The following is an 18,150-nucleotide window of genomic DNA, read 5'->3' on the forward strand; positions in this document are numbered from 1 at the left end:
CTTTTGCTCGCTCGGAAACCGTCTCTAGCCTGTGGCGTCATTGCCCGTTAAAACTGCGTAAGCGATCTGAGAGGCCACTTACATGGCGAAAGTCGACCTGGCTCCACCGGCAGCCAAAAGCGACACCGGTGGGCTGCGACGCGACGTCGGACTCATTGGTCTGATGTGGGCCTCGGTGGGCTCCATCATCGGCTCCGGCTGGCTGTTCGGTGCCGAGAAGGCAGTGGTGGCGGCAGGCCCCGCGGCGATCATCTCGTGGGTGATCGGCGCGGTGGCGATCACGCTGCTCGCCCTGGTGCACGCCGAACTCGGCGGCATGTTCCCGGTGGCCGGCGGCACCGCCCGCTACCCGCACTACGCCTTCGGCGGCCTGGCCGGCATGTCGTTCGGCTGGTTCGCGTGGCTGCAGGCCGCGACGGTGGCCCCGATCGAGGTCGAGGCCATGATCGGCTACGCCAAGCACTGGCAGTGGGCCGACGGATTCCAGCGCGCCAACGGCACGCTCACGGCCAGCGGCATCGCCGTCGCGGTCGTCCTCATGGCGCTCTTCGTCGCGGTGAACTTCCTCGGCGTCCGCGTCCTGGCACACACCAACAGCGCCGCCACCTGGTGGAAGATCGCCGTCCCGCTCGCCGCGATCTTCATCATCGCCATCGGCAACTTCCACCCCGCCAACTTCACCTCCGAGGGCTTCGCACCGTTCGGCGCCAAGGGTGTCCTCACCGCGATCAGCTCCAGCGGCATCATCTTCGCGCTGCTCGGCTTCGAGCAGGCGATCCAGCTGGCCGGTGAGAGCCGCAACCCGAAGCGGGACCTGCCGCGCGCGACGCTCGGCTCGGTGGCGATCGGCTCCGTGATCTACATCCTGCTCCAGGTCACGTTCATCGTCGCCCTGCCGCACGCCTCCTTCGCCAAGGGCTGGGCGCACCTCGACTACGCCGGCATCAGCGGCCCCTGGGCCGGTCTCGCCACGCTGGTGGGCCTCGGCTGGCTGAGCTTCGTCCTGTTCGCCGACGCGATCATCTCCCCCGGTGGCACCGGCCTGATCTACACCACCGCCACCTCCCGGATCTCCTACGGCCTGGCCAAGAACGGTTACGCCCCGAAGCTGTTCGCCAAGACCGACTCGCGCGGTGTTCCGTGGTTCGGCCTCGCGGTCTCCTTCGTGACCGGCGTGATCTGCTTCCTGCCCTTCCCCAGCTGGCAGACGCTGGTCAGCTTCATCACCTCGGCGAGCGTGCTGATGTACGCGGGTGCCCCGCTGGCGTACGGCGTCTTCAAGGACCGCCTGCCGCACCACGAGCGCCCGTACCGGCTGCCGTTCGGCAAGTTCATCGCGCCCCTGTCGTTCGCGGTCGCCAACCTGATCATCTTCTGGTCCGGCTGGGACACCCTGTGGCGCCTGGGCGCCGCGATCCTGATCGGCTACGTGCTGCTCGGCTCCTACGCCGCGTACGCGATCCGCAAGGGCCTGCCCGACGCCCCCCGGCTGGACTTCAAGGCCGCGCAGTGGCTGCTCCCCTACCTGCTGGGCATCGGCCTGCTCTCCTTCCTGAGCACCTTCGGCGGCACCGGTGACCTGCCGCTGTGGTGGGACATGGTGGTCGTCTCGGCGTTCTCGCTCGGCATCTACTACTGGGCCAAGGCCACCGCGTCGAAGCCCGAGGCGATCGAGCAGAGCATCGAGGAGGTCGTGGTCACGGACGCCCCGGCGCACTGACCCTCCCTGCTCACCGAGCTCCCTCCCCCGGTGTCCCGTCAGCCGATCCGTGGCTGACGGGACACCGTCATAATGCGGGGGTGACGCACCCCTACCCCGAACTCAACTCCGCGCCCGAGGAAGGCCGTACGGTCGTCATCGTGGGCGCCGGACCCGCCGGGCTCACCATCGGCAACATCCTGCGGGCCGCCTCCGTGGACTGCGTGGTCCTGGAGACCGAGAGCAGACAGTTCATCGAAACCCGGCCCAGAGCCGGGATCATCGAGGAGTGGGCGGTACGCGCCCTCGAACAACGCGGCCTGGCAAAGAACCTGCTGGACCGCACCGAGACACACACCGCCTGCGAGTTCCGCTTCGACGGCGAGCGCCACCGGTTCACGTACGCCGATCTCACGGACCGCCGCCACTACGTCTATCCGCAGCCGCTGCTGGTGACGGACCTGGTGCGGGAGTACGCGGACGTACGCGGCGGCGACATCCGCTTCGGCGTGCGGGAGGTACGCCTGCACGACCTGGACACGGACCGGCCCGCGGTGTCGTACCACTGCCCGGACACGGGTCAGCGGCGGGTGCTGCGCGCCGAGTTCGTCGCGGGCTGCGACGGGGCACGCGGGGTGACGCGGGACGCGCTGGTGCCGGAGCGGGCGCGGATCGCGCGGCAGGACGACGGCATCAGCTGGCTGGCGCTGCTCGCCGAGGCGCCGCCCTCCTCGGACTGCGTGCTGTTCGGCATCCATCCGCGCGGCTTCGCCGGGCACATGCCCCGCAGCCCCGAGGTCACCCGCTACTACCTCCAGTGCCCGCCGGGCGAGGACCCGGAGGACTGGTCGCACGAGCGGGTCTGGGCCGAGCTGCGGGAACGGCTCGGGGCGGCCGGGGCGCCGGCGCTCAGGGAGGGCAAGCTGATCGAGAAGCGGGTCCTGGACATGCACCACTACGTGGTCGACCCCATGGCCCACGGGCGGCTGTTCCTCGCCGGCGACGCCGGCCACCTGGTCGCACCGATCGCGGCGAAAGGCATGAACCTCGCCCTCAACGACGCCTTCCTCCTCGGCGACGCGCTCGTCGCGTGCGTCACCGAGGGCGACGGCAGCGGGCTGGAGGGCTACTCGGAGGCGTCGCTGCGCCGCGTGTGGGACTACCAGGAGTTCTCACAGTGGCTGTCGGACATCTACCACGGGGTCGCCTCGGGCGATCCGTTCCGCGCGGGCACCACGCTGGCCCGGCTGCGCCGCCTGTTCACCTCGCCCGCCGCGGCGGCGGCCTTCGTCGAGCAGTACCTCGGGACGGCCGCCGCGTTCTGACGTCACGACCCCGTCTCGGCTCGCCGCTCGGCGAGCCGGTGGTCGGCCACGTTCAGTGCCTCGTCGACCAGCCGGCGCAGGTGTCCGTCGCTGAGCGAGTAGACCACCCGGCGGCCCTCCTTGCGGGTCTGCACCAGTCCCGCGAGGCGCAGCCGGGCCAGATGCTGGCTGACGGCGGGCCGGGCCGCGCCGCACGCCTCGGTGAGCGTGGTGACATCGGCCTCCCCCGCCGCCAGGGCGTGCAGCAGGGTGAGGCGGGTGCGGTCGCCGAGCAGGGCGAGCAGCTCGGCGGCGAGGGTGAACTGCCCTTCGCTCGGCGTGTGCGTATGCGCATGATGCGCAGGTGATAGGTGCGTGCGTGCGCTCATACGCACATAATGGCGGTGTGGGCGCCGCGCGTCCACACCCACGCACCGGAAGGGGACGCACGTGAGCGACCGGCACCCGCACCACGACGGGCACGAACACCACCACGGGCATGAGCACCACGACGGGCACCGGCACGATCACGAGCCCGAGCACGGTCACGCCCACGAGCACCCGCACCGGCACCAGCACGGCGGTCGCGCCGCCGCCCTGCGCCACCGACTGGCCCATGTGCTCACCCCGCACTCCCACGAGAGTGCCGACAAGCTCGACCCCGCCCTGGAGTCCTCGGCGCGCGGGATGCGGGCGCTGTGGCTGTCGCTGGCCGTGCTCGGGGTGACCGCGGCGGCGCAGGCGGTCGTGGTGGCCCTCTCCGGGTCGGTGGCGCTGCTCGGGGACACCGTGCACAACGCGGCCGACGCGCTGACCGCCGTACCGCTGGGCATCGCCTTCGTGCTGGGCCGCCGCGCGGCGACCCGGCGCTTCACCTACGGCTTCGGACGGGCCGAGGATCTGGCGGGCCTGGTGATCGTGCTGACCATCGCCGGGTCCGCGGCCTTCGCCGCGTGGGCGGCCGTCGGGCGGCTGCTCGACCCGCGGCCGGTGGGCCATCTGCCCGCGGTGGCGGTGGCCGCGCTGGTCGGGTTCGCGGGCAACGAGTGGGTGGCCCGGTACCGGATCCGCGTGGGCCGGGAGATCGGCTCGGCCGCGCTCGTCGCCGACGGGCTGCACGCGCGCACCGACGGCTTCACCTCGCTGGCCGTGCTGCTGGGCGCCGGCGGCTCGGCCCTGGGCTGGCAACTGGCCGACCCGATCGTGGGGTTGGCGATCACCGCCGCGATCGCGCTGGTACTGCGGGACGCGGCCCGGGAAGTCTTCCGGCGGATCATGGACGCCGTCGACCCGGCGCTGGTGGACCGGGCCGAGCAGGCGGTGCGGGCGGTGCCGGGCGTGCGCGCGGTGGGCGAGCTGCGGCTGCGCTGGATCGGGCACCGGCTGCGGGCCGAACTCGCGGTGGTGGTGGACGGCGAGGCGACGGTACGGCAGGCGCACGCGATAGCCGTCGAGGCCGAACACGCCCTGTTGCACGCCGTACCGAGGCTGACGGCGGCCCTGGTGCACGCCGACCCGGCGCCGGTCCCGGGCGAGACGGACCCGCACCTGGCGCTGGCCCACCACGCGGTGGCCTGACGTGCCAGGCGCCGTGTTGCTGTGACGTCAGGGCGCCCTGACGGTCCGGCTCAGGCGACACCGAGCCCTTCCAGCACCACGGCCCCCGGCAGCTCCGCGAACGCCTTGCCCGGCACAAGCAGTTTGCCGCGCCGGCGTCCACTGCCGACCAGGACGTAGGGCAGGTCGACGACGGCCGCGTCCACCAACACGGGCCAGGTGTCGGGCAGTCCGACCGGGGTGATGCCGCCGTACTCCATGCCGGTCTCCCCCGTCGCGAGGTCGATCGACGCGAACGAGGCCTTGCGGGCGCCGAGGTGGCGGCGTACGACGCCGTTGACGTCGACCCGGGTGGTGGAGAGCACGAGGCACGCGGCAAGCGTGGTCTCGCCACCCCGCTTGCCCGCGACCACCACGCAGTTCGCGGACTGCTCCAGCAGCTCGCGCCCGTAGTGCTCCACGAAGACGGCGGTGTCCGCCCACTGCGGCTCGGTGTCGACGTACAGCACCTGGTCGGCGGGGACGCTGCCGCGCCAGCGGCGTACGGCGTCGGCGACCGGGCCGGTCAGTTCGTCGAGGCAGTCGGGAGCGGGCGTGGCGGTGTCGAAGTCTCCGATGGGTGCGCGCATGACCGCACGCTAACAGCCCCGCGGAGCCCCGGGCCGACCGCTCAGCGCACCGGCGGGACCGAGACCGCCATCACCATGTCCATCGGTACGTCGCCGTGATTGCCGTACGTGTGCGGCGTACTGGCTTCGAAGGAGGCGCTCGCGCCCGTGCGGACGCGGTACTCCACGCCGTCGACGGTGAGGGTCAGCTCCCCCGCCGTGACGTGGACCAGTTCGACCGTGCCGGGCGGGTGCGGGTCGGAGGGGCTGTCCTCGCCCGGCATCAGGCGCCAGTCCCACATCTCCAGCGGGCCGGGGGCCTCCGTGCCCGCGAGGAGCCGGTTGTAGCTGCCCGCGTCCGTGTGCCAGAGGCGTACGGCCTGCTCGGCGGGGACGATCCGGACCTTCGGACCCTGCTCGTAGTCGAGCAGGGTGGTGATGCTGATGCCGAGCGCGTCGCCGATCTTGACCACCGTGCCGAGGCTCGGGTTGGTGCGGGCCTGCTCGATCTGGATGAGCATGCCGCGGCTGACTCCTGCCCGGGCGGCCAGCGTGTCCAGGGTGAAGCCGCGCTCGGTGCGCCAGCGCTTGACGTTGCGCGCCAGGGACTGGGTCAGCAGGTCGAGGTCCGACACATTCCGTCCAATATTCTGGATGACAGAGTTCAATTTCCTGAACTACGGTGTGGTGCACCCGATCGTTCACCGAACTGTACTGCGAGGCGACCCGTGACAGCATTCTTCGCCCTGGCCACCAGTCTCCTGTGGGGCCTGGCCGACTTCGGCGGTGGGCTGCTGACCCGGCGCATGCCGGCGCTGACGGTGGTGGTCGTCTCGCAGGGGATCGCGGCAGCCGTCCTGGGGGCGATCGTGGTGGCGACCGGGGGCTGGAGCGAGGCCGGCCCGCGGCTGTGGTTCGCCTTCGCGGCGGGCCTGGTCGGGCCGGTCGCCCTGCTCTCCTTCTACAAGGCGCTCGCCCTGGGCCCGATGGGCGTGGTCTCCCCGCTCGCCACGCTCAGCGTGGCCGTCCCCGTCGGCGTCGGACTGTTCCTCGGTGAGCGTCCGGGGCTGATGCAGTTCGCGGGCATCGCCGTCGCCGTCACCGGCGTCGTCCTCGCGGGCGGACCGCAGCTCAGGGGCGCCCCGGTGCAGCGGCAGACGATCCTTCTCACGCTGGTCGCGGCGCTCGGCTTCGGCACCGTGTTCGCCCTCATCACCGAGGCATCGACCACCGTCACCGGCCTGTTCCTCTCGCTGTTCGTGCAGCGCGTGACCAATGTCGCCGCGGGCGGTGCCGCGCTGTACGTCTCGGTCCGGCGGGGCGCTCCCGCCCTCCCGGAGGGCGGCTTCCCGTGGCCGTCGCTGCCGGCGCTGGCCTTCGTCGGCCTCGCGGACGTCGCGGCGAACGGCACGTACGCGGTCGCCGCCCAGCACGGCCCGGTCACCGTGGCGGCCGTGCTCGCCTCGCTCTACCCGGTGGTGACCGCACTGGCCGCGCGCGGCTTCCTCAGCGAGCGGCTGCGCGCGGTCCAGGCGGCGGGCGCGGGCCTCGCCCTGCTGGGGACGCTGCTACTGGCGACCGGCTGACTCAGCCGTCCGCCTCCAGCCGGGCCAGCCGCTCGACGCCTTCCTCGTCGAGGTCGGCGAGCGCCCGCAGCTGCTCCGGCGTGACCCCTTCCGGGGGCGGCACCGGCGCCGGGGTCCGCAGCGGTGGCTGCCAGCCCTCGTCGGGCGTCCAGCGCCGTACGACCCGCGCGGGCGCGCCCGCGACGACGGCGTGGTCGGGCACGGTCCCGCGCACCACCGCACCGGCGGCCACGACCACGTTCCGGCCGATCCGGGCGCCCGGCAGGATCACCGCGCCGGTGCCGATCCAGCAGCCGGGGCCGATCTCCACGGGCTCCATCCGCGGCCACTGCCTGCCGATGGGCTCGTGCGGGTCGTCGTAGGAGTGGTTGGTGGAGGTGACGTAGACGTACGGCCCGAAGTAGCAGTCGCGGCCGATGGTCACCGTGGTGTCGGCGATGACATGGCTGCCCCGGCCGAGGACCACGCCGTCGCCGATGCGCAGGATCGGCTCGGGGCCGAGGTCCAGGTCCGGCATCAGGCCGGCCGTGAGCGTGACCTGCTCGCCGATGATGCAGTGGGAGCCGAGGTGGATCCAGGGCTCGCCGAAGACGGTGCCGATCGGGAAGGCAAGGCGGGTGGCTTCGCCGATCGAGCCGAAGCGGAACTTCGCCGGGCGCTCGGCCGTGATGGAGCCCTTGCGCTGGGCCCAGGACCAGACCGCGTGCACGGCGCGCTGGGCGAGGTGGTCCCGCCGGGATGAGAACGTGTTCTTGCGCTTCGGCACGGGGTCACGTTACTCATCGGTTGCCTTGGGGAGAGAGGGCGGGCTGCTGTGATCTTCACCCCATGCGCTGTCGTACCGTGCTTCGTACTACGGACATGACACGGACATGAGGTGACGGTGATGACGCACAAGGCGCTGATCGTGGGCATCGGCGGCAAGGAGCCCCAGGTCGACCCGGGCGCGTTCGTGGCGCCGACGGCATCGGTGATCGGAGACGTCACGCTGCACGCGGGGGCGAGCGTCTGGTACGGCGCCGTGGTGCGCGGGGACGTCGAGCGGATCACCGTGGGCGCCGATGCGAACGTGCAGGACAACGTCACGCTGCACGCCGACCCCGGGTTCCCGGTGAACGTCGGGGAGCGGGTGTCCATCGGGCACAACGCCGTGGTGCACGGGGCGACCGTCGGGGACGACTGCCTGATCGGGATGGGGGCGACCGTGCTGAACGGGGCGGTGATCGGGGCGGGTTCGCTGGTTGCCGCGCAGGCCTTGGTGCCGCAGGGGATGGTGGTGCCGCCGGGGTCTCTGGTGGCGGGGGTGCCGGCCAAGGTCCGGCGGGAGCTGTCCGAGGAGGAGCAGCAGGGGGTGACCCTCAACGGCACGCTCTATGCGGAGCTGGCCAAGGCGCACCGCGAGGTGCACGAGTAGGGGACTTCAGTCCCCGGCGGGCACAGGCTCTGTTTCTCGTTGTTCCGCCTGGGCCTTCTTCGCCTTGCGCTTCACGATCAGCATGGAGGCAAGGCCGATCAGCACGGCAGCCACCAGGCCCAGCCACGAGAACTTCTTCAGCCAGCCCTCGGCGACCACGCCCACGTAGTAGATGACGGCCGTGGTGCCGCCCGCCCAGCAGATGCCGCCGAGGACGTTGGCGGTCAGGAACTTCCAGTACGGCATCTGCAGGACGCCCGCCAGCGGGCCGGCGAAGATGCGGAGCAGGGCGACGAAGCGGCCGAAGAAGACGGCCCACATGCCCCACTTCTGGAAGGACCGCTCGGCGGTGGCGACATGGCCCTCGCTGAAGTGCTTGGGGAACTTCCTGCCGGCCCAGGCCAGCAGTGGCCGTCCGCCCTTGCGGCCGATCGCGTAGCCGATGGAGTCGCCGACGACGGCGCCGGCGGTCGCGCACGCACCGAGGAGGATCGGGTTGATGCCGGAGTGCTGTGAGGACATCAGGGCCGCCGAGACCAGGACGATCTCGCCCGGCAGCGGGATGCCCAGGCTTTCCACGCCGATCACCAGGGCCACCAGGGCGTAGACAGCACCGGGGGGCACCGTGTCGAGCCATTCCTGTACGTGCACCGCTGAGTTCCTCCCCGTTGCTTAACTTGCCTTTATAGGGCCCTGCATGTAAAGAGCGCCCCAAGGGAAGGCTACCTGGTCGGCTGTGACCGGCGGCTTTCGCGCGTGCGCGCGAGGCACCGTCCCGCCCTCGCTCCTTCGGTTCTCGGACATCCCGGTGTCACGCGGGAGGGGAAGGCTCTCCGCGGTTCGCCCGGCCCGCCTCCCCCCGGCCCCGCCCCAGGGCCCGCCGCGGAAGGACGACGTCCCCGTGTCCTCACCCTTGCCCTCCCCGCTCTCGCTGTCCTCACGATCCAGTCCCCAGCCGGACGCTCCGGCCCGTCCGCCGTCCCGGCTGTCCGCCCGGCCCGTACGGCTCGCCCTGTGTCTGGCTCCGCTGCTGCTCGCCGGCGGCTGGGCCGTGGCCCACCGGCCCCTGCTGTGCGACGGGGTCCGGCGGCTGGTCGCCGCCGATCCGCGGTGGCTGCTGGCAGGGGCCGGCTGCACCTGTCTGACCTGGGTGGCGGCCTCGTGCGCCCGGCAGGGCGCGCTGCCGGACCGGCTGCCGGCGGGGCAGCTGCTGGCCTCGCAGTTCGCCGCGGGCGCCGCCAACCACGCGCTGCCCGGCGGTCTCGGCGCGCACGCCGTGACGCTGCGGTTCCTGCGCGGGCGGGGTGTGCCGCTGGAGCGGGCGACCGCGTCGATCGGCCTGTACTCGCTGGCGAAGTCCACCGCGAAACCGCTCGTGCTGCTGGCCTTCCTGGGTCTCTCCCCCAGCTGGCGGCGCCTCGGCGAGCTGGTCCCGGACGGGCGGCTGCTGCTGCCGGCCGGCGCCCTCGCGGCCGGGGCGCTCACGGTGGCCGGGGTGCTGCTGACGGTCGTACGGCCGTTGCGGCGCCCGGTGACGAGGCTGGTGCGGTCCGCCCTGGCCGACGCCCGGGAGGTGCACACGCGGCCCTGCCGGGTGCTCGCCCTGTGGGGCGGGGCCGCCGCGCTGCCGCTGGTGCAGGCGAGCACCCTCGCGTGCGTCGGGGCCTCGCTCGGGCTGGGGCTGTCCTGGGAGCAGATCGTCCTCGCCTACCTGGCGGCGGGCACGGCGGTGGGGGCGGTCCCGTCGCCCGGCGGGTTCGCGGTGGACGCGGCGCTGGTGTGGACGCTGGTCGCCTTCGGCGCCCTGCCTGCGGTGGCCACCGCGACCGTGATCGGCTACCGGGTGCTGACCGACTGGCTGCCGCTGGTGCCGGGCGCCCTGGTGCTGTCGGCGCTGATCCGCTCCGAGGTCCTGTGAGTTCCGTCCACTCACGTCACTCGCGCCCCTCCTCTCACTCGCGGCGGGCGACCAGACGGTAGGCGTTGGCCAGGCCGAGCCGGTGGGCCAGGGGGCGCACCGCGAACCGGTCGAGGAGGGTGGCGGTGAGGAGCGCGGGTACGCCCGTGAGCAGCACGGCGGTGCGCAGGGCTCGGCGCACGGCACCGGGTGGCTCGGGCAGCCAGGGCTCGTCGTCGCGTGGGGCGGTGTGGTCGAGGGCCAGCCAGACGGCGGCGAGCAGGTCGACCGGGTCGTGCGGTTCGGCGTGCTGCTCGGCGACGACGGTGAAGCCCAGTTCGGTGAGCCTTCGGCGCAGGTTGGCGACGGGCATGAAGTGCAGGTGCTGCGGCTGGAGCCAGGGCAGCCACCAGCGGCCGAGCAGCCGGGCGTAGCGGCTCTCCGGGTCCGGGACCTCGATGAGCAGATGGCCGCCGGGGCGTACGACCTGGTGCGCGGCACGCAGTTCGCGGTCGGGGTCGGTGCTGTGCTCCAGGTAGTGGAACATGCTCACCACGTCGTAGCGGGCGACGAGTTCGGGCGCGAGCTCGGGGAAGGCGCCTCGGTAGGCCTGCGTCACACGGCCTTCGCGGGCGGCGAGTTCGACGCCCTCGGTGAAGTCGAGCCCGTCGAAGGCGGTGTCGGGCAGGACGGTCCGGGCGGTCGCGCAGAAGTGGCCGTGGCCGGTGCCGACGTCGAGCCAGGTCTTCGGGGCCGGGTCGTGCGGCAGCATCGCCTCGGCGCGGCCCCGGTACATGGCGGTACGACCGCCGAAGGTGCCGCTCATCCGCTGCTCGCCGAGGCCGTCGTAGAAGTCGCGGTAGTAGAACGTCAGCCCCTCGTCCGTGAGTTGGGGGTTCTGGAAGGTGTGGTCGCAGTCCGCGCAGCGGTCGAGGGTGAAGCGGCCGGGCTTGTGCTGGAGGAGGTCGGTGGTGCGCAGGCGGGTGACGAGCCGGCCGGAGGCACACCAGGGGCAGGTGGTGCGCCGGGGGGCGAAGAAGCGGTCCGTGCCGTCGGCCAGGTCGGCCCGATAGGCGGGGCGCAGGGCGGCGATGCGCGCGGTGCGGTCGGTGCGGTCGGTGTCCTTGGTCCGGTCGCTCATCGGGTCTCCGTAGCTGCCAGTCGTTCCAGACGGTCCGCCGCGGCCCCGGCCCCGCCCGCGGCGCGGAACGCGGCGCCGACCCGGGCGGCGGCGGCCCGGTGGGCGGGGTCGTGCAGGACGGTGTCGAGGGCGGTGCCGAGCCGGGGTGCGGTGACCCGGCCGAAGCGGACGCGGACGCCGGCGCCCGCGTCCACGACCTGCGCGGCCACCAGGGGCTGGTCGTCGCGGATCGGCGCCACGACGAGCGGCACTCCGTGCCAGAGCGCCTCGCACACCGTGTTGTGCCCGGCATGGCAGACGACCGCGTCCATCCGCTCCAGCAGCGGGAGTTGAGGGACGGACGGAAGGACCAGCACGTCCTTGTCGGCAAGGCTCGAAGGGTCGGCAGGGCCGGCCTGGTCGGCGGGCAGGGTGCCGCCCGGGTCCACGAGCACCGCCTGCACCCGGTCGGCGCGTTCGCGCAGCGCGGTGACGCACTCGGCGAGGAAGCGCCCGCCGGCGTCGGCGTTGGCGGTGCCCAGGGTGACCAGGACCTTGGCGCGCCCGGGGTCCAGCCAGGCCCAGGGGAAGCCCGGCCCGGCGGGCCGGTCGGCCAGGGACGGGCCGACGTAGTGGATGTGGGGCGCCAACGGTGCCTGGGGGCCGATCAGTTCGGGTGTGCTGAACACGAGCAGCAGGTGGGGCGAGTAGCGCGGGTCGGCGGTGCCCGCCGGGTCGCCGAGGCGGGCGCGCAGCTCGGCCAGGCGCCCGCGCAGCCAGTCGGCGACCTTGGGCAGGCCGTCGTAGGCACCGGTGAACTCCGCGGTGGTGGTCGCGGAGGTCGCCCAGGGCAGACCGAGGCGTTCGGCCACGAGGGCGCCGGCGAAGGCCTGTTGGTCGGCGACGACCACGTCCGGGCGGAACTCCTCGACCGCCCCCCGCACTCCGGGCGCCATCGCCTCGGCGAGCGGCACCAGGTACCGCTCCCACAGGAACTTCAGCGCCTCGGCGCCGCGCAACTCCGGTGGCCGTACAGCACCTTCGGCGCCCGGCACGGGGCCCGCGCAGCCGAACACCAGGGCGTCGGCTCCCGCGAGCCGCCGCACCAGGCCCGGGTCGGCGCACGCCCAGGCGACCCGGTGGCCGCGGGCGGCGAGCCGGGCCGCGACACCGACGGCCGGGTTGACGTGCCCGACCAGGGCCGGGACGACGAACAGGAAGCCGCTCACCGGACGCTCGCCGCCGTGTCGAGGCCGCGCGTGCGGCGGCCGATCAGGTCCAGGACGTGCCCGCCGACGGCTCCGGCCGCCTCGACCAGCACCGAGTGCGCGTGCCCCGGCAGCACCACCGCCCGGAAGTCCGCGAGCAGCGTCTTCTTCAGCGGGACCAGGTCCACCAGGTCCGAGTCGCCGCCGTACACGCCGAGGACGGGGCAGCGTACGGCGCCGATCTCGGCCTGGGTCAGCACCCGGCTGGCGGGGATGTCCCGGCCGAGGGTGGTCTCGCGGGCGAGCCGGGCCGCGCCCTTGGCGAGGCGGGCGGTGTTGTGGCCGCGGTGGGCGGTGATCCAGGCGAGGGCGTCGGGTTCGTTGTGCGCGAGTTCGGTCACCACCCGGCGCAGGATGCCGCCGAGTTTCGCGGCCCAGGCGGCGGTCGCGGGTTCGGATTCGATCAGGGTGAGGGTGGCGGCGCGCTCCGGGTGTCGGGCCGCGTAGCCGAAGGCGATGGTGCCGCCGTAGGAGTTGCCGACGAGGTGAACGGGCCCGGTGACGTCCAGCCGCCCGAGGAGCGCCTCCAGGTCGTCGATGTTGTGGTCGAGCGTGTAGCCGTCCGGCGGGCGCTCGCTGCGGCCGTGCCCGCGCAGGTCGTACATGACGACGTCGAGTCCGGCCGCCGCGAAGGCGGGCGCGACGGTGAAGTAGTAGCTGGCCAGGCTGTCGGTGAGCAGCCCGTGCACCAGGACGACCGTGGCGCGCGGGGGTTGGCCGGGCGCGGGACCCATGCGCTGGACGTGCAGCCGGATGCCGCCGGCGTCGAGCATCGCCATGGCTCAGCCCGCCTGCGTGGTCTTCAGGCTCCACACGACGTACTCCACGAGCCGGCCGACGGTCAGCTCGATGATCTCCTCGAACTCCATCCCGGCCAGGAACTCGGCGAGGTTGACCCGTTTCCCGTACCGCTCCTCCAGCAGGCCCGCCAGCGTGACGAGGTCGATGCTCTCCAGCTCCAGGTCGTGGTTGAAGGTGGTGGACATGCCGATCGGCACGTCGTCGTCGCCGTACTCGGCGAGGACCGTGCGAAGCATGGCGGACACGTCGGCGAGCACCCCCTCGACGGGGTCCTGCGCGGGGGCGGACTGCGCGGGGGCCGGCTGTATCGGCTTCATCGGGGGTACTCCTCGGCTGTCTGGTCGTGTGGTCCTTCGTCGGCCCCGGGTCCGGTCGTCCAGGCCACGACGTAGGCGCGGCGCGGCAGGGCGGGCGGGTTGGCCGCCGGCGCGCAGTGCACGGTGTAGGCGCGTTCCAGGCGTCCGGAGACCAGGAGCCGGCTGCCGTCCGGGGTGGCCTCCAGCACCGCGAAGTCCCTGGGGCGCCCGCCGAAACCGGTGCCCTCGGCCTTGGCGACCGCCTCCTTCGCGGCCCAGAAGCGGGTGAACCACAGCTCTTCCGGGTCACCGCCGGACTGGGCGTGCAGCAGCCGCAGTTCGTCGGGGCCGAGGGCGGTGGCGAGGGTCGCCGGGTCGCGGGCGGTGACCTCTTCGACGTCGATACCGATACCGATACCCGGACCGGCGCTTGGGTCGGGCCCGGGACGCGGGGTGTGCGGCCGTACGATCGCCACGCCCGCCTCGGCGCGGTGGGCGAGCGAGACGTCCAGCGGCGGCAGGACTCGGCCGTGCACCCCGGTGACGTACGGGCGGCCGAGTTCGTCGTTGCGGACCCGGAGTTCCGCCGGGAACACGGGACCCTCGCCCTGCTGCCAGAGCCACTGCCGTACTGCGTCCTTGACCGCGATCCGGCCGAGCAGCCACTGGCGGCGGCCCCGGGGCGGACGCTCGGCGTACTCGGCGCGTTCGGCGCTGCCGAGGGAGTTGCGCATGATCAGCTCGCGGGAGGCGAGGTCGGGCCACCGCTCGTGCACCAGCGTCCAGCCGCCCGGGCGGGCCTCGGAGAGGGTGTGGCGCTCGGGGAAGCGTTCGACGGGCCGGGTCTTCGGGTCGTTGTCGAAGCGGCGGTCCTGCCAGCCGGTGAGCACGGCCCACACCCGGCCGCCGACGGTCAGCTCCGCGTCCGCCTCCAGCACGGTGTCCGTGAGCGAGGTGATCCGCAGCAGGCAGGTGACCTCGGTCCCGGGGGCCGGGTGCGGTCCGTGGAAGCGCAGGTCGCGCAGTTGCACGGGGAACACGACGGTCCGTTCGGTGCGGGTCGCCATGATCCAGTAGCCGAGGAGCTGACCCACGTTGTCGAGCAGCGCGCCCGGCGCGGGCGGCGTGGTGATCACCCCGCGGATGTGCCGCTCACCGATCGCGGTGAGTTCGGTCAGGCCCTGGAAGGCCGGGCCGTGGAACATCCAGCGGTCGCGGTAGAGCTGGGCGGCGGTGTGGTCGGGGGTGCGTTCGGGGGCTTCCGGGAAGCCGCGCGGTGCGGGCGGTGCGGGGTGGCGTGGGGCGAGTTCGATCACGGCGCGGGCCGTCGGGCCGAAGGTGACGGCGACGCGGTCCGGGTGGCCGGGATCGGGGGTGACGGTGACCGGGACGTCGACGGGCGGGGTGGCCTTGAGCCACCGGTCGAAGCGGGCACCGTGCACGGCGACCGCGCGCAGACCGGGGTTCGCGGCCTCCGCCGCGTCCATCATGTGCCGGACGATCGTGGTGGCCGGCACCACCGGCCAACGATCTTCGAGATCGGGCCAGTTGGGGCGCTGTGGGAAGAAGCAGTGGTCGAGGAGGTGGGGCATGGTGTGGGGGGAGACGTGGACGGTTGTGGTGGAGGGGGAGGGGGAGGGGGAGGGTTGGAGGGTGGTGGCGGTCGCCGGGGTGGAGCGGGGCCGTGAGGGGCGGCCGGTTGCGAGCAGTTCGGCGGCGGTGTCGGCGGTGTCCCGCAGCAGGGCGTGCAGTTCGGCGGCGGCGGGGATGCGCGTGGCGAGGTCGTCCAAGGGGGACGGCCCGGTGTGGCGCGACCCCGGCCGCAACTCGGACCGCAGTACGTCAAGGGTGCGGGGGTCCAGCGACACCAGGGCGCCGTTGAGGTCGAGAGGGACAGGTGGGCGCTTCGAGGTGGGGGGCGCCGAGGTACGAGTGAGGGAAGCGCTCGGGGCCACGGCAGCCCCTGCCGTCCACAATGCCGTGGCCACGCATCGGAGTTGGGACATCCCCGTACGGTGAGGTGAGTTGGCGGCGACGGCCAGGTGGTCGCGGTCGCCGAGGGTGTCGTCGATGAGGGAGGCGAGCCGGCCCGGCCCGGTCTGGACGAAGGCGCGGTGGCCTGCCGCGTACAGCGCCTCGGTCAGCTCCCGGAAGCGGACCGGCTCCAGCAGGTGCCGTACGAACAACTCGCGTACGGCCGACTCGGCTTGCGGGAAGGGAGCGGCGGTGGTCCCCGACCACACCGGTACAGTCGGCGGGTGGAGCCGGAAACGTTCGGCGGCCTCTTTGATGGGCGCGACGTACGGTTCGAGCATCGGCGTGTGGAAGCCCGACCGGAACGGCAGCACCTGACACAGGACACCCTGGGCGCGGAAGGCGCGTACGAACCCCTCTACGGCGCCGTCCGGCCCGCAGACCATGGACTGCCGGGGTGCGTTGTCGTGGGAGAGCACGAGCCCGGAGCCCGTCCAATCCTCGGCGAGCGCAGCGCGGACCCGGTCGGCTGAGGCGCCCACGGCGGCGAAGGCGAGACCCGGGACGGTCAGGGCGTCCGGGTCGAACTCGGCCATGAACGCGTCGACTTGGTCGGCCGAGTACAGCCCGGCCACCGCCATGGCCGTCCACTCGCCGACGCTGTGCCCGGCGACCGCGTCCGGGGCGATGCCCATGCGGCGCAGCGCCACGTCGAGCAGCCGGCCCACGCCGACGACCTCGAACCCGTGCCGGCCGACGTCACCGGCCCGCGCCTCCGCGCCGGGGCGGGTGAGCGGGGGCAGGCCGAAGTGGGCGGCGATGTCGTCGGTGCGGGGTGTGAACTCGCCTTCCAGGCCCGGGAAGACGAACGCCAGCCTGCCGCCGGCGGGCCCGAGCAGCGGGGCGGGCCGGAACCAGACCTCGCCACGTCCGTGCCAGGCCCGGCCCTTCGCCACCGCGCGGCGGGCCAGGGCGAGCCGCTTGGCGGTGGGATCCACGATCCCGAGGCGCACCGGACCGGCCTCGGGATGCGACAGCCCGGGGTCGAGACCCGCGGCGAGGACGGCAGCGTCCTCGGCGTCGAGCGAGACGGCCAGCTGGTCGGCGCTGTCGGCGGCGAGCAGGAGGACGCGTTCGGGCTCGCTGACGTGCACCGCGGCCGGAGCGGTGGTGGCCGGGCGGGTGGGTCGTGCGGCCGGGGACTGCTCCAGGAGGACGTGAGCGTTGATCCCGCCGAAGCCGAAGGCGTTCACGGCCGCACGGCGGACGGGCTGTTCGGGGTGGGGTTCCCAGGGGCGTGCCCGGTCCAGCGTGCGGAAGCGGGTGGCGGCCAGGGCCGGGTGCGGGTCGTCGCAGTGGAGGGTGGGCAGGAGGGTGCGGTGGTGCAGCGCGAGGGCGGCCTTGACCAGGCCAGCCACTCCGGCGGCCGGCATGGTGTGGCCGATCATCGACTTCACCGAGCCGAGCACCGGACGACGTGCGTCGTCACCGTAGCCATGACCGGGCCCGAACACCTCGGCCAGGGTGGCCAGTTCGGCGGTGTCGCCCGTCGGTGTGGCGGTGCCGTGTGCCTCCAGCAGGCCGATCGAGTGCGGCGCGGCTGGGTCGAGTCCGGCGGCCCGCCAGGCCTGGCGCACGGCTCGGGCCTGACCGCCGGGATCGGGGGTGACGAGGCCGGCCGTACGCCCGTCACTGGCCACGCCCGTCCCGCGGATCACCGCGTACACACGGTCGCCGTCGCGTTCGGCGTCGGCGAGGCGTTTCAGTACGACGACTCCGGTGCCCTCGCCGATGAGCAGGCCGTCGGCCTCGCGGTGGAAGGGGCGGATCCGCTGGGTCGGGGACAGGGCCCGAAGCTGGGAGAAGACGCTCCACAGGGTGATGTCGTGGCAGTGGTGCACTCCCCCGGCCAGCATCAAGTCGCAGCGGCCGGTGCTGAGTTCGGTGACCGCCTGGTCGACGGCGACGAGCGAGGAGGCGCAAGCGGCGTCCACCGTGTAGGCGGGGCCGCGCAGGTCGAGCCGGTTGGCGATGCGGGAGGCCGCGAGGTTGGGGACCAGGCCGATCGCGGACTCGGGGCTGTCCGCACCGAGTCGCTCGGTGAACGCCGTGCGCACCCGGGCCAGTTGGCCGGCGTCCAGGTCGGGCATCAACTCACCCAGCGTGCGGACGAGTTGGCCTGCCGTACGCACCCGCTGGTCCAGCCGGACCAGACCGGGGGTGAGATAGCCGCCGCGGCCGAGGGCCACGCCGATCCGGTGCCGCTCGGGCAGCCGTGCCGCGCCGCCCGCGTCGGCGAGCGCGGCGGCGGCCACGTCGAGGGCGATGAGCTGGTCCGGCTCGGTGCCGCGCACCGACGCGGGCATGATGCCGTACCGGGTGACCTCGACCCGGGCCAGTGCGTCCACGAATCCGCCGCGCCGGCAGTACACCTGGTCGGCTACGGCCGGTCCGGCGGCCGAGTCCGGCCGGTAGTAGTCGGCGTCCCAGCGGCCCGCGGGCACGTCGCCGATCGCGTCCACGCCGTCCCGCAGGTTGCGCCAGTAGGCGTCAAGGCCGGCGGCACCGGGCAGCAGCACCGCCATGCCCACGATGGCGACGGGTGCCTGACGCATCTCACCCGCTC

The 18,150-nt window shown here is 73.3% G+C and carries 16 protein-coding genes; 6 read left to right on the forward strand and 10 right to left on the reverse strand.

What is annotated here, in order from left to right:
• Positions 1–82: 82 nt before the first annotated feature.
• A complete protein-coding gene (locus ACWD35_RS27785; RefSeq protein WP_451354035.1) occupies positions 83–1,720 on the forward strand; it encodes an APC family permease in 1,638 nt (545 codons plus the stop codon).
• A gap of 80 nt (positions 1,721–1,800) precedes the next feature.
• Positions 1,801–3,024 carry a 4-hydroxybenzoate 3-monooxygenase gene (locus ACWD35_RS27790; RefSeq protein ID WP_451354036.1) on the forward strand — a complete coding sequence of 408 codons (1,224 nt, stop codon included), beginning with the start codon at positions 1,801–1,803 and terminating at the stop codon, positions 3,022–3,024.
• Between the two features lie 2 nt (positions 3,025–3,026).
• On the opposite strand, the gene ACWD35_RS27795 is transcribed toward ACWD35_RS27790, so the two are convergent.
• A complete protein-coding gene (locus tag ACWD35_RS27795; protein ID WP_451354037.1) occupies positions 3,027–3,392 on the reverse strand; it encodes an ArsR/SmtB family transcription factor in 366 nt (121 codons plus the stop codon).
• Between the two features lie 61 nt (positions 3,393–3,453).
• On the opposite strand from ACWD35_RS27795, the gene ACWD35_RS27800 reads away from it, so the two are divergent.
• Positions 3,454–4,581 carry a cation diffusion facilitator family transporter gene (locus ACWD35_RS27800; RefSeq protein ID WP_451354038.1) on the forward strand — a complete coding sequence of 376 codons (1,128 nt, stop codon included), beginning with the start codon at positions 3,454–3,456 and terminating at the stop codon, positions 4,579–4,581.
• Between the two features lie 50 nt (positions 4,582–4,631).
• Here ACWD35_RS27800 and ACWD35_RS27805 read toward each other — a convergent pair whose 3' ends face one another.
• Both ACWD35_RS27805 and ACWD35_RS27810 read right to left on the reverse strand, forming a co-directional pair.
• Entirely contained in the window at positions 4,632–5,189 is a 558-nt protein-coding gene (locus ACWD35_RS27805; RefSeq protein ID WP_451354039.1) for a YbaK/EbsC family protein, read from the reverse strand.
• A 41-nt stretch (positions 5,190–5,230) separates the two neighbouring features.
• Positions 5,231–5,803, reverse strand: coding sequence for a helix-turn-helix domain-containing protein (locus ACWD35_RS27810; protein ID WP_451354040.1), 573 nt, complete (start codon positions 5,801–5,803; stop codon positions 5,231–5,233).
• A gap of 93 nt (positions 5,804–5,896) precedes the next feature.
• Between ACWD35_RS27810 and ACWD35_RS27815 the strand changes: the two genes are divergently transcribed.
• Entirely contained in the window at positions 5,897–6,754 is an 858-nt protein-coding gene (locus ACWD35_RS27815) for an EamA family transporter (protein WP_451354041.1), read from the forward strand.
• Between the two features lies 1 nt (position 6,755).
• Here the strand turns inward: ACWD35_RS27815 and ACWD35_RS27820 are convergent, their stop codons facing one another.
• Entirely contained in the window at positions 6,756–7,520 is a 765-nt protein-coding gene (locus ACWD35_RS27820; RefSeq protein ID WP_451354042.1) for an acyltransferase, read from the reverse strand.
• 120 nt (positions 7,521–7,640) lie between these two features.
• Between ACWD35_RS27820 and ACWD35_RS27825 the strand changes: the two genes are divergently transcribed.
• Positions 7,641–8,168 carry a gamma carbonic anhydrase family protein gene (locus ACWD35_RS27825; RefSeq protein ID WP_451354043.1) on the forward strand — a complete coding sequence of 176 codons (528 nt, stop codon included), beginning with the start codon at positions 7,641–7,643 and terminating at the stop codon, positions 8,166–8,168.
• Positions 8,169–8,174: 6 nt separating this feature from the next.
• Here the strand turns inward: ACWD35_RS27825 and ACWD35_RS27830 are convergent, their stop codons facing one another.
• The gene (locus ACWD35_RS27830) at positions 8,175–8,819 is read right to left on the reverse strand and encodes a DedA family protein (protein ID WP_451354044.1); all 645 of its coding nucleotides are present in this window, start codon (positions 8,817–8,819) and stop codon (positions 8,175–8,177) included.
• A gap of 250 nt (positions 8,820–9,069) precedes the next feature.
• Here ACWD35_RS27830 and ACWD35_RS27835 point away from each other — a divergent pair, with 250 nt between their 5' ends.
• Positions 9,070–10,086 (forward strand): lysylphosphatidylglycerol synthase transmembrane domain-containing protein, encoded by a 1,017-nt coding sequence (locus ACWD35_RS27835; protein WP_451354045.1) that lies wholly within the window; start codon positions 9,070–9,072, stop codon positions 10,084–10,086.
• 34 nt (positions 10,087–10,120) lie between these two features.
• Here the strand turns inward: ACWD35_RS27835 and ACWD35_RS27840 are convergent, their stop codons facing one another.
• Genes ACWD35_RS27840 through ACWD35_RS27860 form a run of 5 tightly spaced genes read right to left on the reverse strand, consistent with a single transcriptional unit; the run spans position 10,121 to position 18,139 of the window.
• The gene (locus tag ACWD35_RS27840; RefSeq protein WP_451354046.1) at positions 10,121–11,206 is read right to left on the reverse strand and encodes a class I SAM-dependent methyltransferase; all 1,086 of its coding nucleotides are present in this window, start codon (positions 11,204–11,206) and stop codon (positions 10,121–10,123) included.
• Positions 11,203–12,414, reverse strand: a complete 1,212-nt coding sequence (locus ACWD35_RS27845; RefSeq protein WP_451354047.1) for a glycosyltransferase — start codon at positions 12,412–12,414, stop codon at positions 11,203–11,205. Before ACWD35_RS27845 ends, ACWD35_RS27840 begins: the two co-directional genes overlap by 4 nt.
• Entirely contained in the window at positions 12,411–13,232 is an 822-nt protein-coding gene (locus tag ACWD35_RS27850) for an alpha/beta fold hydrolase (protein ID WP_451354048.1), read from the reverse strand. The genes ACWD35_RS27845 and ACWD35_RS27850 overlap by 4 nt, the downstream gene beginning before the upstream one ends.
• A 3-nt stretch (positions 13,233–13,235) precedes the next feature.
• Positions 13,236–13,571 (reverse strand): acyl carrier protein, encoded by a 336-nt coding sequence (locus tag ACWD35_RS27855; RefSeq protein ID WP_451354049.1) that lies wholly within the window; start codon positions 13,569–13,571, stop codon positions 13,236–13,238.
• Positions 13,568–18,139: a beta-ketoacyl synthase N-terminal-like domain-containing protein gene (locus ACWD35_RS27860; protein ID WP_451354050.1), complete on the reverse strand. Its 4,572-nt coding sequence runs from the start codon at positions 18,137–18,139 to the stop codon at positions 13,568–13,570. Before ACWD35_RS27860 ends, ACWD35_RS27855 begins: the two co-directional genes overlap by 4 nt.
• Between the last annotated feature and the right edge of the window lie 11 nt (positions 18,140–18,150).

The sequence above is a fragment of the Streptomyces sp. NPDC002671 genome (assembly GCF_053592475.1).

Excerpts from the sequence above, each read along its gene's own strand:
- ACWD35_RS27785 (WP_451354035.1), top strand. The coding sequence starts at position 83 with ATGGCGAAAGTCGACCTGGCTCCACCGGCAGCCAAAAGCGACACCGGT.
- ACWD35_RS27825 (WP_451354043.1), top strand. The coding sequence starts at position 7,641 with ATGACGCACAAGGCGCTGATCGTGGGCATCGGCGGCAAGGAGCCCCAG.
- ACWD35_RS27860 (WP_451354050.1), bottom strand. The coding sequence starts at position 18,139 with ATGCGTCAGGCACCCGTCGCCATCGTGGGCATGGCGGTGCTGCTGCCC.
- ACWD35_RS27805 (WP_451354039.1), bottom strand. The coding sequence starts at position 5,189 with ATGCGCGCACCCATCGGAGACTTCGACACCGCCACGCCCGCTCCCGAC.
- ACWD35_RS27855 (WP_451354049.1), bottom strand. The coding sequence starts at position 13,571 with ATGAAGCCGATACAGCCGGCCCCCGCGCAGTCCGCCCCCGCGCAGGAC.
- ACWD35_RS27795 (WP_451354037.1), bottom strand. The coding sequence starts at position 3,392 with ATGAGCGCACGCACGCACCTATCACCTGCGCATCATGCGCATACGCAC.
- ACWD35_RS27840 (WP_451354046.1), bottom strand. The coding sequence starts at position 11,206 with ATGAGCGACCGGACCAAGGACACCGACCGCACCGACCGCACCGCGCGC.
- ACWD35_RS27850 (WP_451354048.1), bottom strand. The coding sequence starts at position 13,232 with ATGGCGATGCTCGACGCCGGCGGCATCCGGCTGCACGTCCAGCGCATG.